Annotated in this window: 13 protein-coding genes; 5 read left to right on the top strand and 8 right to left on the bottom strand. The window is 73.6% G+C overall.

Features of this window, described 5'->3' with window-relative positions:
* The first annotated feature begins 16 nt into the window (after positions 1–16).
* From CIB93_RS02785 to CIB93_RS02775, 3 genes are all read left to right on the top strand, one after another.
* Positions 17–511: a sigma factor-like helix-turn-helix DNA-binding protein gene (locus CIB93_RS02785; protein WP_096623656.1), complete on the top strand. Its 495-nt coding sequence runs from the start codon at positions 17–19 to the stop codon at positions 509–511.
* A 50-nt stretch (positions 512–561) separates the two neighbouring features.
* Complete coding sequence (locus tag CIB93_RS02780; RefSeq protein ID WP_096623718.1) at positions 562–774, top strand: hypothetical protein; 213 nt, start codon at positions 562–564, stop codon at positions 772–774.
* Positions 775–862: 88 nt separating this feature from the next.
* Entirely contained in the window at positions 863–1,054 is a 192-nt protein-coding gene (locus tag CIB93_RS02775) for a DUF1059 domain-containing protein (protein ID WP_096623716.1), read from the top strand.
* Between the two features lie 57 nt (positions 1,055–1,111).
* Here CIB93_RS02775 and CIB93_RS02770 read toward each other — a convergent pair whose 3' ends face one another.
* Positions 1,112–2,257 (bottom strand): cystathionine gamma-synthase, encoded by a 1,146-nt coding sequence (locus CIB93_RS02770; RefSeq protein WP_096623654.1) that lies wholly within the window; start codon positions 2,255–2,257, stop codon positions 1,112–1,114.
* Positions 2,258–2,324: 67 nt separating this feature from the next.
* On the opposite strand from CIB93_RS02770, the gene CIB93_RS02765 reads away from it, so the two are divergent.
* Together CIB93_RS02765 and msrA are read left to right on the top strand one after the other, a co-directional pair.
* Complete coding sequence (locus CIB93_RS02765) at positions 2,325–3,428, top strand: hypothetical protein (protein ID WP_096623652.1); 1,104 nt, start codon at positions 2,325–2,327, stop codon at positions 3,426–3,428.
* Between the two features lie 149 nt (positions 3,429–3,577).
* Positions 3,578–4,243 carry a peptide-methionine (S)-S-oxide reductase MsrA gene (msrA, locus tag CIB93_RS02760; RefSeq protein WP_096623650.1) on the top strand — a complete coding sequence of 222 codons (666 nt, stop codon included), beginning with the start codon at positions 3,578–3,580 and terminating at the stop codon, positions 4,241–4,243.
* A 16-nt stretch (positions 4,244–4,259) separates the two neighbouring features.
* Here msrA and CIB93_RS02755 read toward each other — a convergent pair whose 3' ends face one another.
* The 7 genes from CIB93_RS02755 to CIB93_RS02725 form a co-directional block, all read right to left on the bottom strand.
* Positions 4,260–5,246, bottom strand: a complete 987-nt coding sequence (locus CIB93_RS02755) for an NAD-dependent epimerase/dehydratase family protein (protein WP_096623648.1) — start codon at positions 5,244–5,246, stop codon at positions 4,260–4,262.
* Between the two features lie 60 nt (positions 5,247–5,306).
* Positions 5,307–6,440, bottom strand: coding sequence for a hypothetical protein (locus CIB93_RS02750; protein WP_096623646.1), 1,134 nt, complete (start codon positions 6,438–6,440; stop codon positions 5,307–5,309).
* Positions 6,437–7,138 carry an HAD family phosphatase gene (locus CIB93_RS02745; protein ID WP_096623644.1) on the bottom strand — a complete coding sequence of 234 codons (702 nt, stop codon included), beginning with the start codon at positions 7,136–7,138 and terminating at the stop codon, positions 6,437–6,439. Before CIB93_RS02745 ends, CIB93_RS02750 begins: the two co-directional genes overlap by 4 nt.
* Complete coding sequence (locus CIB93_RS02740) at positions 7,131–8,375, bottom strand: acetyl-CoA carboxylase biotin carboxylase subunit family protein (protein WP_179499930.1); 1,245 nt, start codon at positions 8,373–8,375, stop codon at positions 7,131–7,133. The genes CIB93_RS02745 and CIB93_RS02740 overlap by 8 nt, the downstream gene beginning before the upstream one ends.
* A gap of 175 nt (positions 8,376–8,550) precedes the next feature.
* Positions 8,551–11,103 (bottom strand): non-ribosomal peptide synthetase, encoded by a 2,553-nt coding sequence (locus CIB93_RS02735; protein ID WP_096623640.1) that lies wholly within the window; start codon positions 11,101–11,103, stop codon positions 8,551–8,553.
* On the bottom strand, positions 11,100–12,725 hold the full coding sequence (locus CIB93_RS02730; protein ID WP_257001980.1) for an AMP-binding protein: 1,626 nt from the start codon (positions 12,723–12,725) through the stop codon (positions 11,100–11,102). Before CIB93_RS02730 ends, CIB93_RS02735 begins: the two co-directional genes overlap by 4 nt.
* A complete protein-coding gene (locus tag CIB93_RS02725) occupies positions 12,704–14,014 on the bottom strand; it encodes an enoyl-CoA hydratase/isomerase family protein (RefSeq protein ID WP_096623636.1) in 1,311 nt (436 codons plus the stop codon). Before CIB93_RS02725 ends, CIB93_RS02730 begins: the two co-directional genes overlap by 22 nt.
* Positions 14,015–14,087: the final 73 nt, after the last annotated feature.

The following is a 14,087-nucleotide window of genomic DNA, read 5'->3' as shown; positions in this document are numbered from 1 at the left end:
GGGCTCGGATGAGGTCATGAGCGAGCGGGCCGAACACCGGGACCGGCTCCGCGCCCAGGAGTTCGAGGCCTTCGTGGCGGGCGCGGGCGGACGTCTGCTGCACACCGCGACGCTGCTCACCGCCGAGCCCCCCGAACCGCCGGGCGCGAACGTACGGGCCCGGCGGCTGCTGTCCGCGGCGCTGGCCCGTACGTACGCCGACTGGGACCGTTCGCACGGCGGCGACCCCTACGACCTGGCCCGCCGGGAGCTGGCCCTCCGCTTCGCCCGGGAGGCCCGGCAGCACCGGCGGCCGCGCGGCGGGGTGCTGGGGCGGCTCACCCCCGTCGAACGGCTCGTGCTCGTGCTGCGGATGTACGAGGAGGTCGACGAGGAGCGGACGGCGGCGCTGCTCGGACTCCCGGCCGACCGGGTCCGCGCGGTCTGCGCCCGTGCGGTGGCGGCGCTGCGCTCACCGGGTTCGCGGGGCGGGAGCGCGCGGCCGGCTCCGGTGCCCCGGGGGACGCCGTGAACGCCGACCGGGAACCGCGGGGGGACTCACGGGCCGAGCAGGTCCGCCGGATGCTGGACGGCCCGCATCCGGTGCTGCCGCCGGACCTGGCGGCGCGGGCGGTACGGCGGGGCGGGCGGCGGCTGCGGCTGCGGCGGGCGGTGCACCGGACGGCGGGGTGGCTGCTGGGCGCGGCGCTCGCGGTGTTCCTGGTGTGGGCCGGGATCGAGCAGCCGTGGGAGCGGGAGCCGGCGCGGGTGACGCCGCCGCTGGAGGGCTGGTGAAGCCGTCGGGGTGCCGAGCCGTTGGGGTACCGACCGCGACCGGCCTACCCTGGAGGAGTCGGTCGTCGTACGAGCCTGGGAGGCCGTGATGACCAGAAAGATCGCCGACTGCCGTAAGTACCCGAGCGAGATGAACTGCTCACTCACCATTTCCGGCGAGGAGGACGAGGTGGTACGGGCCGCGAGCGAACACGCCGTGTCCGTCCACGGACATGAGGACAGCCCTGAACTGCGCGGTCAGATCCGGGAAATGCTGGAGGACGAGAAGGTCAGCGTCTGAGCGTGCGGGCGCCCGCCGGTTCGGGCGGGCGCCCGGGTGCGTCGCAGTGCCGCGTGATCAGCCCAGCGCCTGCGTGAGGTCGGCGAGCAGGTCGTCGCCGTTCTCGATGCCGACGGAGAGCCGGACCAGGTCGGCCGGGACCTCCAGCAGGGAGCCCGCGACGGAGGCGTGCGTCATCCGGCCCGGGTGCTCGACCAGCGACTCCACACCACCGAGGGACTCACCGAGCGTGAACAGCTTGGCCCGGTTGCAGACCTCGACCGCCGCCTCCTCGCCGCCCGCGACGCGGAAGGAGACCATTCCGCCGAACGCCTTCATCTGCTTGGCGGCGACCTCGTGGCCGGGGTGCTCGGGCAGGCCCGGGTAGAGGACCTGGGTGACCTTGGGGTGGCGGGTCAGCAGGTCGGCGACCTTGGTGGCGTTCTCGGTGTGCCGGTCCATGCGGACGGCGAGCGTCTTGATGCCGCGCAGTACGAGCCAGGCGTCGAAGGGACCGGCGACCGCGCCCATGGCGTTCTGGTGGAACGCCAGCTCCTCGGCCAGCTCCGGGTCGCTGACGACGAGCGCGCCGCCGACGACGTCGGAGTGGCCGCCCATGTACTTGGTGGTGGAGTGCACGACGACATCCGCGCCGAGGGACAGCGGCTGCTGGAGGTAGGGGGAGGCGAAGGTGTTGTCGACGACGAGGCGGGCCCCGGCCTCCCGGGCGACCTGGGCGACGGCGGCGATGTCGGTGATGCCGAGTAGCGGGTTGGAGGGGGTCTCGACCCAGACGGCCTTGGTGCGCGGGGTGAGCGCGGCCCGGACGGCCGCCACGTCCGAGGTGTCGGCCACCGAGAACTCCACACCCCACCGCGCGGCGACCTTCGCGAACAGCCGGAACGTGCCGCCGTAGGCGTCGTTGGGGATGACCACGTGGTCGCCGGGGGTCAGCAGCGTACGCAGGAGGCAGTCCTCGGCGGCGAGACCGGAGGCGAAGGCGAGACCGCGGCGGCCGCCTTCCAGGGCCGCCAGGTTCTCCTCCAGGGCGGTGCGGGTCGGGTTGGCGCTGCGGCTGTACTCGTAGCCGCCGCGCAGTCCGCCCACGCCGTCCTGCTTGTACGTGGACACCTGGTAGATGGGCGGAACCACGGCGCCGGTGAGGGGGTCGGCGGTGTTCCCCGCGTGGATGGCGAGGGTCTCGAAGCTGTGCTGGTCGCTCATGGCCCCGAGCGTAGTTCGTCACGAGGGCCCTCACCGCCCACTCGCCGCTCCGGGGACAATGGGAGCCATGGAGATTCTGTTGTTCCTGCTCGCGATGTGCATGCTGGCCGCCGTGATCGGCCCCTGGGTCATGCGCCGCCGGGGCGGTATCCGCCAGGTCGCCCCGGGTTCGCCGGACGCCGCCGACCCCGACACGTACGGCTTCGCCCGCCAGGAGGAGCTGGACGTCCGGATGCCCGGCCCCGATCAGGACCTCCTGGACGTCCTCGACGTCGTCCAGGCCACCCAGGACTGGCGGGCCGCCTCCCAGCTGCTCGCCGGTACGCCGAAGGAGGGCGAGGTCCGCTGGCAGCGCGTCCAGGCCTTCGCGGGTGCGGCCTCGCTGGAGCTGGCGCAGCAGCCGGGGAAGGGCGGGGCGTGGCTGCGCGCCTGGCGTGCGGAGTCCCCGAAGGACGCGGGCGGCGCGGCGGTGCACGCGGAGTTCCTGGTACAGCAGGCGTGGCGCTCCTCGTCGGCCGGGAGCGACGACTTCCGGATCATCCTGGAGGAGGCCCGTACGGTCTGCGGCGAGGCGGCCCTCCTCGCCCCCGGCGACCCCGTCCCCTACATCGTGGAACTGGCGGTGGCCCGGGGCCTGGGCTACGCCCCCGAGCAGTTCGACCAGCTCTGGGCGAAGATCATCGACCGGGCCCCGGCGCACTTCGGCGCGCACCTCGCGGCCCTGCACTTCCACTGCGAGAAGTGGCACGGCTCCCGCGAGGACGCCGACGCCTTCGCCACGGCCGCCGCCGCCCGTGCCCCGCAGGGCTCGCTGCTGGCCGCGCTGCCGTTGTTCGCGGTGTACGAGCACCTGCCGGAGGTCAACCTCGTACAGGGCTTCTACCGCAGCCAGGTGGTGACCAAGGCGGTGGAGGGCGCGATGTTCGCGGTCCACGCGGCCCGCCCGGACGACCCGATGCTCGCCCACGTCCGCCACCTGCTGGTGCTGTTCCTGGTCCACATGGAGCGCTGGTCGGAGGCGATGCACCAGCTGGTCCGCATCGACGGCCATGTGGGCGCCCTGCCGTGGACGGCGGGCCCGGACCCGGCCGCGCAGTACACGGTCTACCGGGCGCTGGCGGTCGCGGGCTACGAGGCGAACGGCGGCAGCCCGGCGACGCTGCCGCACTGAGGGCCGGCGCGGCACCGCGGCCGGGAGACGGCACGGACCCGGGCCTTCGCGCGGACCCTGGCGGCGGAGGCGGCGTCCGTACGCCCCGGAATCCCGGCGGCCGTTCCCGCGTTGTACGGAGCGAACCCGACCCCGGAGGAGCCATCCGCATGTTCCTGAACCGCCGTACCCCCGAGCTCCCCACCCCCGAGCAGGCCCTGCGTGGCCGCCCCGTGCCCGAATTCACCGTCCCCTCCCGTCACACGGTCCTCGGCAACCCCTTGGTGGGGCCGTATCCGGAGGGCCTGGAGGTGGCGGACTTCGCGCTGGGCTGTTTCTGGGGTGCGGAGCGGAAGTTCTGGCAGACGGAGGGCGTCTGGACGACGCTCGTCGGCTATCAGGGCGGCTACACGGAGAACCCCACGTACGAGGAGGCCTGCTCGGGGCTGACCGGGCACACGGAGGCGGTCCGCGTGGTCTTCGACCCGGCGGTCGTCACGTACGAGGAGCTGCTGAAGCTGTTCTGGGAGTCGCACAACCCGACGCAGGGCTTCCGCCAGGGCAACGACGTGGGCACCCAGTACCGCTCGGCGCTCTACACCCACTCCCCCGCGCAGGCGGCGGCCGCCGAGGCTTCCCGTGAGGCGTACCAGAAGGTCCTGACGGCCTCGGGGCACAAGGAGATCACCACGGAGATCCTGCCTGCCGAGGGCCGCCCGTTCTGGCCTGCGGAGGCGTATCACCAGCAGTATCTGGACAAGAACCCGGGCGGCTACTGCGGCATCGGCGGTACGGGGGTGTCCTGCCCGGTCGGCGTCGCCCCGACCGGCACCTGACCGTCCGCGCCTCCCCTCACCCGAGCCCCGCCAGCACCTCCTCCTCCCGCTCCGGGGACAGGCCGTCCGCGAGGGGTGGTGCCGTGTCCTCGGGCAGGGCGCGGCGCCAGGTCCAGGTGTCGTGGACGGTGTCCTGGAGGGGGCGGCAGCGCAGGCCCGTGGCCAGTGCCCTGGTCACGTCTCCCGCGTGTATCGCCGCGTGGAGGTCGCTGCCCGGTGGGGCCCAGATGGGGAGGTCGCGCCAGCCTCCGACACCTGCTGCCTCGATGGCCTCCGGGGTGGCCCAGCGCAGTTCGGCGGTGGATCCCGTGGCCCGTACGCAGGCGTCCAGCAGGTCGCCCATCGTGCCGTGGTCGCGGGGGCCCACCAGGTTGTAGGGGCCGTGCAGTCCGGCGGTCAGGGCGTCGAGCAGCCAGGTCGCGAGGTCGCGGGCGTCGACGTACTGGAGCGGGGTGTCCCTCGGGCCGGGGGCTAGGACCGGGCCGCCCCGGGCCACCCGATCCAGCCACCAGGTCAGGCGTCCGGGGGTCTCGTGCGGGCCGAGGATCAGGCCGGGCCTGACGATCAGGGTTCGCTCCTCGCCGAACTCCCGGAGCACGGCCAGCTCCGCGCCGCGTTTGTCGGCCGGGAAGTCCGTCGCCCCGGCGTCGGGGTCCCCCTCGGCCAGGGGGCCGAACTCGTCCAGGCCCGCCGGGGCGGGCCAGGCGTACACCGAGCGGCTGGAGACGAACGCGTAGCGGGCCGCCCGGTCGGCGAGCAGCCGGGCCGCGTCCCGTACGACCGTGGGGGCGGACGACCAGGTGTCGACGACCGCGTCCCACTCGCCGGTGGTGAGGGCGGTGAGGCCGTCGGGTTGTGTGCGGTCGCCGGTCAGGACCCGTACGCCGGGTGGGGCCGGGTGCTTGCCCCGGTGGAGGACGGTGACGTCCCAGCCCCGGTCGCGTGCGGCCTCGGCGACCGCGCGGCCCCCGAAGCCCGTACCGCCGAGCAGCAGCAGTTTCACTGTGTGCCTGTGCCTTCCCTGTGGTGGTGACAGTGGGGTGGGTGCGCGGTGTCCGTACCGTCAGCCCGTCGTCCTGGCCCGGTACGCCGCGAACCGCTCGCTGATCTCCCGCGCCCGGCCCTCCGCCTCCGACAGCTTCATCTCGGCGCAGTCGTAGCCCAGTTCTTCGGTCATGACGGCCATCGACGCGGGCTCGAAGACGACGGTGCCGTCCGCGCGTATCTCGCGGATGCCGTCCTGCGCCTGGCCCGACAGGTTGATCGCGTGGGCCTCCTCGTCGGTCATGCCGTCCGGCAGCAGTGGCCGGAACTTTCCGGACTCGATCGCCACGGGGAAGCCGCCCAGCGCGCCGTCCGTGCCGGGCGCGTGGACGACCGCGTCCCGCCCGTCGGCCAGCGGCTCCAGGACGCTCAGCGCCGAGGCCGCCGTCATGGTCTGGCCGGCCAGACCGCCGGTTCGGCGGTACTGGGCGGGGAGCCTGCGGAGGAGGGCGGCGGTGTCGAGCTCGGCCGTCACGTCGCGGCCGTCGAGGCGGATGCCGAGGCCCATCGCGGCCGGGCCGCTGTTGCCGTGGCGCGACAGGCGGTGCGAGACGTAGTGGTGGGCGACGAGCCGCACCTCGACGTCGGCGGTGGAGCGGCCGAGCTCGTCGGCGGCGGCCGCGGTGATGCCGGGCACGTTGTTGGCGACGTTGCCGATGCCGATGTGGGGCGAGAGGCCGATCGCGGTGAGCGCCGGGTGCACGGCGTCGGGGTAGGCCGCGTTGACGACGACGGCCTCGGTCCCGGAGAGCTTGACGGCTTCCATGGCCTTCATCACCGGGACCAGGTGCATCGGCAGCCAGGGGCCGTAGTTGGCGGCGTACACGCGCTGGAAGGCGGAGGCCTCCAGGGTGGAGATGACCCACCACGACTGGTAGCTGGCGGCGAGGAAGATGACGTCCGGTGCGAAGGCCGCGATGCGTTCGGCGGTGCGCGCCACGTCGGTCAGGTCCGTCAGGGCGTGGCTGACGGTGGGCGCGTAGCCGCGCTGTACGGCGCAGAAGCGGGTCAGGTTCGTGGCTCGCAGCGCCACTTCCTCATCCCGGCCGACCAGTTGGACGTGCCGCTCGCCGGTGCTGTGGGCGAGTTCGTGGAAGACGCGGCGGCCGAGGTCTCCGGCGCCCAGGACCATGATCTTGCGGGGCTGGTTCATGACGTACCTCCGAGGGGTGCGGTGGCGAGCGAGGTGGGGGGCGCGAGCCGGTGCGCTTCGCGGACCAGGCCGGGCAGTTCGCGCAGGGAGGGGAAGGTGCGGACGCCGTCGCGGTGCGGGCCGACGGCGGGGTCGGCGGTGTACTGGAGGACCCGCATCCCGGCGCCGAGTGCGGCGTCCACACCGACCGGGCTGTCCTCGACGACGATGCAGTCGTCCACGTCGGCGGCGCACTCGGCGGCCGCCCACAGGAACAGCTTCGGGTCGGGCTTCCAGGCGTTGATGTCGTACGCGGAGAAGAGCCGGCCCTCGAAGTGGTGCAGGATGCCCGCCTTGCCGAGGCGGTCCGCCATGATGTCCGGCGGACTGTTGGAGGCGACGCACATGCCGGTGCTGGGGGTCGCGCTCAGCTGCTCCAGGGCGTGGGCGACCCCCTCGATGGGCTCCAGCCAGGAGCCGATCAGCTCGTCGCACTTGGCGCGGGCGAGCGCCATGGCTCCGGCGGGCGGCGGGGTGCCGGTGATCTCCTCCATGAGGTCGAGGCACTCCTGCATCTTCTTTCCGGAGAACAGCTCGTCCCGCTGGTCCTTGCCGAGGGGAAGACCCATCAGCTCGCCGATGTACGCGAGCCCGCCGTTCTCGGCGTCCTGGGTGTCGACCAGGACGCCGTCCAGGTCGAAGATGACGAACTCACTCATAGGTGATCCAGTCCACGTTCTCGATGGCGGCGACGGTCGCGGCCAGTTGCCGGTGGTTCGCGGCGGAGCCGATGACGGCCGCCGTGTTGCCGCGTGCGCCGATGCGCCAGTCGGCGGCGGCGCCCGGTTCGGCCAGCACGGTGACGCGGTCCACGTCGGGCAGTCGGCGCAGGGCGGAGACGTTGCGGATCGAGGCCACCTTGCGGGCCCCGACCGGCGGCACGATCAGGTAGTGGAAGGCGATCGGGCCGTCCTGTTTGACCTCGGGTGTCTCGTACGGCAGGCCGAGCGCGGCGGCGACCGCCACCCGGGCGGGGTCGGAGGTGCCCGAGCGGATCGCGAGGTCGTCGACCCAGGCGCCGAGGCGGCCGTTGACCTCGATGACCCGGGGGCCTTCGGCGGTCAGCTTGATCTCGACGTCGGCGACGCCGTGGATGTTCAGGGCGCGTACCGCGCGGCACGCCAGGTCCCGTACGGCCAGTTCCTCGTCCTGCGGCACGACGGAGAAGCCGCCGTAGCCGCCGCGCTCGCGGAAGGGCTCGGCCAGTGCGAACTTGCTGGTCACGAAGACCGGCCGGACGTCGTCGCCGTCGGCGACGCAGTCCACCGCGATGTAGTCGCCCCAGGGGGCCGGGGTCTCCCGGCCGACGAGCAGCTCCTCCAGCATCACCGCGGTCTCGGCGGGGCCGTCGTCGCCGGAGAACATCTGGGCCAGGGCCGCGTGGCACTCCTCGGCCGTCGCCACGGCCTGGGTGTTGCGGCTGGAGGCGCCGATCACCGGCTTGATGATGGCGGGCAGTCCGACGTACGCGATTGCCTCGTCGGCCTGTTCGGTGCCGGTGATCGTACGGAAGCGGACGCTGTCGACGCCCGCCTCGGCGAAGCGCTGCCGCTGGAGGTCCTTGTGGGTGATCGCGTCGACGTCGGCGGGCCGGTGGTAGCGCAGCCCGAGTGCGTCGGCGAGCCGTACGGTCGGGGCGATCTGGAACTCGCTGAAGGTGATGATGCCCGCCGGGCCGAGCGCGCGCAGTTCCGCCACGAGCTCCGCCTCGGTGCGGCCCGCCGCGTCCACGACGGAACCGACCGTCTCCAGCGTGGGGATCATCTCCCGCGCGTGGTCGGTTCCGGCCGTCACGAAGACCAGCGAGCAGCCGTTGTCCCGGGCGGCTTCGGCCAGCCTGGTCGGTGCGAGGCTCCCCGTGTCGTAGACGACGAGAAGCACCGGCTTGTCACTCATGGGGCAACCTCTGTGTTCCGGGCCCCGTGCGGGGCAGGGGCCTGCGCCGAGGCGCATGGGCGTAGGTGAGTACGGGTGATGTCGGGGAATGTGGTGGTAAGTCGGGTGGGAGAAGGGTGTGGCGGGTCTGCGGGCTGTCGTCGTGACAGTCCGCGGGGCGTGCGCTGCCCTCCGGTCAGGCCGCCGGGAATCCGCCTGCGCGGCGCGCCGTGGTCAGGGCCTTCGCCAGCGTCTCGACCGTCGAGCAGGTGAACAGCACCCGCACCGGGATCTCCAGGCCGAATTCCTCCTGGAGCCGCAGCGCCGTCCGGGTCGCGGTCAGCGAGTCGCCGCCGAGTTCGAAGAAGTCGTCGTGGGCGCCGACCTCGTCCGCCCACAGCGCGTCCGCCCACACGCGGGCGACGGCGCGCTCCGCGGGGGTACGGGGTGCCACGAACTCGGCTTCCAGGCCGGTCCGTTCGCCGTCCGGGGCGGGCAGCGCGGTGCGGTCGGTCTTGCCGCTGGTGGTCAGCGGCAGCCGGTCGAGGAAGACGAACGCGCCAGGCACCATGTAGCCGGGCAGCCCGCGCCCGCACCAGTCGCGCAGGGCGCCCACGCCCGGGGTGCGGCCCTGTGCCGGTACGCAGTACGCGACGAGCGCCTTCTCGCCGGGGACGCCGCCGGGAACGTCCTCGCGGACGGTCACCACGCAGGCGTCCACATCTGCGTGGGCCAGGAGCGCGGACTCGATCTCGCCCAGCTCGATGCGGAAGCCGCGCACCTTCACCTGGTGGTCCAGGCGCCCGAGGAACTCCAGGTTCCCGTCGGGCAGCCACCGCACCAGGTCCCCGGTGCGGTACACCCGGGCGGACGCCCCGTCGGCCGCGTGCCCGGGGAAGGGGTGCGCGGTGAACCGCTCCCCGGTCAGCTCCGGGCGGCCCAGGTAGCCGCGTGCCACGCCCCGGCCGCCGATGAGGAGTTCACCGGGTACGCCGACGGGCACCGGCCGGTCGGCCTCGTCCACGACGTACACCTCGGTGCCCGGGGTGGGGCGGCCGATCGGTACGGGGCCCGCCGCGTCGCGGATCTCGGCGACCGTCGCGTAGACCGTGGTCTCGGTCGGGCCGTATCCGTTGACGACCCGGCGGCCCGCGCGCAGCATCTTCGCGGCCAGGTCGGCGGGGAGCGCCTCCCCGGCGGTGAAGACGGTCAGGTCGCGCGGTCCCGGCCGGTCGCCGAGGGCGTCCAGGAGCGGCCGCCACGCCGACGGGGTGGCTTGGACGAGGGTGACGTCGTGCCGGTCGACGAGGGCGGCGAGAGCGCCGGGGGTGTGGACCTGTTCGCGGTCGGCGCCGATGATCCGGCCCCCGGTGACCAGCGGCAGGAACACCTCGACGTTCGCGATGTCGAAGGTGGCCGAGGTGGTGAACAGGACCCGGTCGCTCGCGGGCGCCGGGAAGACCTCCCGCATCCCCAGGAGCAGGCCGGTCAGTGAACCGAGCGTGATGGCGACGCCCTTGGGGGTGCCGGTCGACCCGGAGGTGTAGAGGACGTAGGCGAGGTCGTCCGGCCCGGTGGTGGAGGCGGGGTCCGCCGCGTCGGCGGTGGCGATCGCCTCGCGGTCGGTGTCGACGGTGACGAGGGCGCGGCCCTCGGCGGCGAGCCGTCCGCGCAGGGTCTCCTGGGTGACGACGACGGGTGCGGCGGTGTCGCGCAGGACGAAGTCGATTCGGTCCAGGGGGTGTTCGGGGTCGAGCGGTACGTATGCCCCGCCCGCTTTCAGGACCGCGAGCAGCGCGACGATCAGCTCGGGGCCGCGCTCCAGGCAGACGCCGACGGGAACGTCCGGCGCGACCCCGAGCGACCTCAGGTGGTGGGCCAGCCGGTTGGCGCGGGCGTTGAGACCGCCGTACGTGACCTCCTCGTCGCCGAAGACCACGGCGACCGCTTGGGGGGTCCGCCCGGCCTGCTCGGCCACCAGCTCGGCGACCTGGCGGTCGGCCGGGCGGGCGGCGGGGCCGGCGCTCCACTCGGTGAGCAGCAGGCGCCGCTCGGCCCCGTCGAGCAGGTCGAGGTCGCCCAGCGCGCTGCCGGGGTGCCGGGCGACGGTGGTGAGCAGGGTGAGGAGGTTCCCGGCGAACCGCTCGGCGGTCGCCGCGTCGAAGAGCGCGGTGCTGTGGTCGAGGTGGAGCCGAAGCCCGGTCCCGTCGTCCTCGTGGGTCAGCTGGAGGTCGGGCGGGCAGGTGCCGGCGAGGGGGGCTCCACCGCCCTCCGGTCCGGTGAACAGAGCCTGTACCAGCGGGTGGTGGCCGCTGTCCGGTTCCGGTACGAGGGCGGTGACGAGCTGCTGGAACGGGACGCTCCGGTCCTGGGCCCCGCGCAGCGCCGCACCGACCCGGTCCACCAGGTCCCCGAAGGTCGCCGCCGCCAGATCGGTGCGTATGACGGCGAGTTCCTCCGCCACGGGCGTGCCGACGGCCACGTCCTGCCGGCGGCTCCAGCGCCCCAGCAGCAGCTGGTACGCCGCGAGCAGCACCACCGGCAGCGGCGCGCCGTATCCGGCCGCGGCCTTGCGCAGGGCGTCCGCCGTGGCGGCCGGGACGGTGTGCGTGCGGCGGGCCGTACCGGGCTCGCGCACCGAGGGGCGCGGGCGGTCGGCGGGCAGCTCCAGGGGGTCGAGGCCCGCCAGTTCGGTGCGCCACCACTCCAGGCGGGCGGCCGGGTCCGTAGCTTCGGCCGTATCAGTCATGACCCCTCCGGGGTGCCGAGGATCCGCGCCAGTGCGTTGCGGTCCGTCTTTCCGTTGTCGTTGAGCGGCAGGCCGTCCAGCCGGGTGATCCGCGCGGGCACCATGTGCAGCGGGACCTGCTCGCGCAGCCAGGCGTCGAACCGCGCCGGGTCCGTCTCCCGGCCCGCGTAGGCGGCGACCAGCTCGGTCTCCCCCTCCGCCGTCGGGAGCGCGATCACGGCGACGTCGACGATCGCCGGGTGGCGGCGGACGACCGCCTCCACCTCGCCGATCTCCACCCGGTGGCCGCGGATCTTGACCTGCTGGTCGAGCCGGCCGCAGTGCACCATGACCCCGCCCTCGCGGCGGACCCGGTCACCGGTGCGGTACCAGTGGCGGTCGGTGAGCGGGCCGGAGCCGTCGTACACGGTGGCCCGGCCGCCCTCCTCGTACCGGAGGAAGCGGCCGGTGTTCTCGCGCGGGTCGAGATAGCCGTCGAAGCGCTGCGGGCCGCGTACGCACAGCTCGCCCTCGTCCGCCTCCCGCCCGTCCTCGTCCAGCAGGACGCCTTCCATGCCCGGGTACATCGTGCCGATCGGCACCGTGCCGCCGCTGAACTCGGCCCAGCTCGAACTGGGGCCGGTCAGGAGGTGGTTGGAGCAGCAGATGGTCACCTCGGTCGGGCCGTACATGTTGTGGATCGCCGAGTTCGGGGCCACCTCCCGCCACAGCGCGACGTGCTGGACGGTGACCGGCTCGGCGCCGAACAGGCTGTGCTTGAGGGTGACGCAGCGCCCCAGCGGGAGGTTGCCGAGCCGCTGGGCCTCGCGCACCACCGACGGCACCGAGAACCAGTGGGTCAGCTCCCGCTCCACGATGAAGTCGACCGGCGAGTAGAGGTCGGCCGCCGTCGGGACGACCAGGGTGCCGCCGCCGCCCCAGGTCGCGAAGAGGTCGAAGGCGTGCGCGTCGAAGGTCAGGCCGAAGACCTGGGTGAGGCGGCTGCCCGGGCCGATCTCGTAGCGCGGGATGTTGTGTTCGAGGTACGGGGAGAACTGGCGGTGCAGGATCGGCACGCCCTTGGGCTGGCCGGTGGACCCCGAGGTGAACAGGAGGTAGGCCTCGCGTCCGAGGTCGGCGGGGACCGGCGGCAGCGTCTCCTGGAGCGCCCCTTCCAGCAGGTCCGGGTCGGCGCGCTCGTCCTCGGCCAGCTCCAGCACGGTCGGCCGGTGCCGCTCGGGAAGCAGCCCGAAGAGGCCCGCGGCCCGGTCGTCGACGAGAGCGACGGTGACCCCGGCGCGCTGGGCGATGTCGAGGTTGCGCTGCTGCGGGTAGTCCGGGTTCAGCGGCACCACGGCCGCGCCGAGCCGCTGGATCGCCAGATATCCGGCGTACGCGCCCACCGAGCGGGTGGCGGCGAGCGCGACCCGGTCGGGCAGCCCGCCGTGCTTGTGCACGATGCGGGCGGCCAGGGTGAGGGCGAGGCGGCGCAGTTCGGCGTAGGTGAGGACCTCGTCGCCGATCTCCAGCGCGGGGTGGCCGGGCAGCCGCAGGGCGGATTCCTCGAACCACTGGTACATCGTGCGGTGGGGCAGGGTGCCGGGGAGGCTGTCGGTGGTGGTCATCGGTTCCTCGATATCCATGTGCGTTCCAGGTTTTCCACCAGGTCGCTGCTGGTCAGACGTCTGCACTGCTCCACGGCGTATGTCGCCATGTAGTGCCGGAACTCGTCCTCGGGCTCCTCGTGGGCGTGCAGGACACGGCGGTTGTTGACGACGGCCGGGTTGGCCAGCTCGGCCGCCGCGGCCTCCACCGCCGCGTCCAGCCGGTCCGCGGGGACCGCCTCGTCGCACAGCAGCCGCCCCTCGGGCGATGCGGCGTCGATCCGCCGGTCGGCGAAGATCGCCTGCCGGGCCAGCCGGTTGCCCGCGACCCGGGGCAGCCGCAGGTTGGCGGCGCCCGGGATGATCCCCTCGCGCAGGGCCGGGAGGGTGAAGTAGGCGTCGTCGGCGGCGATCACCCGGTCGAAGACGAGCAGGATCTGTGCCCCGCCGCCGATCGCGAAGGTGTCCACGGCGGCGATCCAGGGCTTCTCGACGGATTCCGGAAGCCAGCCGGTGCCGTCGTCCGGGACGCTGAGCCCCCGGAAGATCTTGTTGATGTAGCCGAGTTCGCGCCCCAGGAAGAAGTCGATGAGCGAGATCTCGCCCTCGTAGAGGCGGGTGAGGTTGATGCCCGCGCTGAACACCCGGCGCCCGGCGTAGCGCGGGTGGGTCATCGGCGCGCCGCGCATCACGCCCACCCGGATCGAGTCGTCCAGCAGCACCAGGTCGACGGCCGCCTCCAGTGCGGCGACCAGCAGGTCGTCCTCGGCGTTGAGGAACCGTGTGTTGTGCACGGTGACCTCGCCCGTGCCGCCCCGGCGCGTCACGGAGACGAGGCCGAGGTCGGCGTGGCCGGTGGCCCGGAAGCCGGGCAGTGCGGCCAGCGCCTTCGGGGTCGGCCTGCGCATCGCCTCCAGGAGGTGCGGCCCGGCCACGGCGTCCCGCAGGAGGCCCCAGAAGAAGATCCCGTGGTCGGTCTCCCGGCCCTCCTTGTCGCGCTGCGGCCTGCGCCGCTCCTCCTCGGCCTGGCTCTTCGTCGGTACGAGTCCGGGCACCAGGGCGTCCGCCCGGGCGGCGAGGTCGTCCAGCCTGAGGAACTCACGCCGCTCATCGGTCAGTTCGGCGTAGAGGGCGGCCGCGTGGCGTTCCATGAACCGCCGCCGGGCGCGGCGGGCGGCCGAGTGCAGCGGGGCGGCCGCCACCCGGTCCGGGCCTGCGGCGCGCAGCGCTTCCTCGCTCCGGGCGAGGAAGCCGACGGTGGCGGCACGGTCGTCGGCGTACCCCTGGCCCAGGCCGGGCGCGGGCCCGGGCGATGTGCTCGTCGTCATGTGCGCGCTGTCCCCCGTCGTGGTCCGTGCCGGTTCCGCGGTCCGTGCCGGCTCCGCCGTTCGTCCTGCCGCT

The organism is Streptomyces sp. WZ.A104, assembly GCF_002382885.1.
GTDB lineage: Bacteria > Actinomycetota > Actinomycetes > Streptomycetales > Streptomycetaceae > Streptomyces.
Note: the sequence above shows the minus strand (reverse complement) of the source record. Positions and strands in the feature narration are given on the sequence as shown.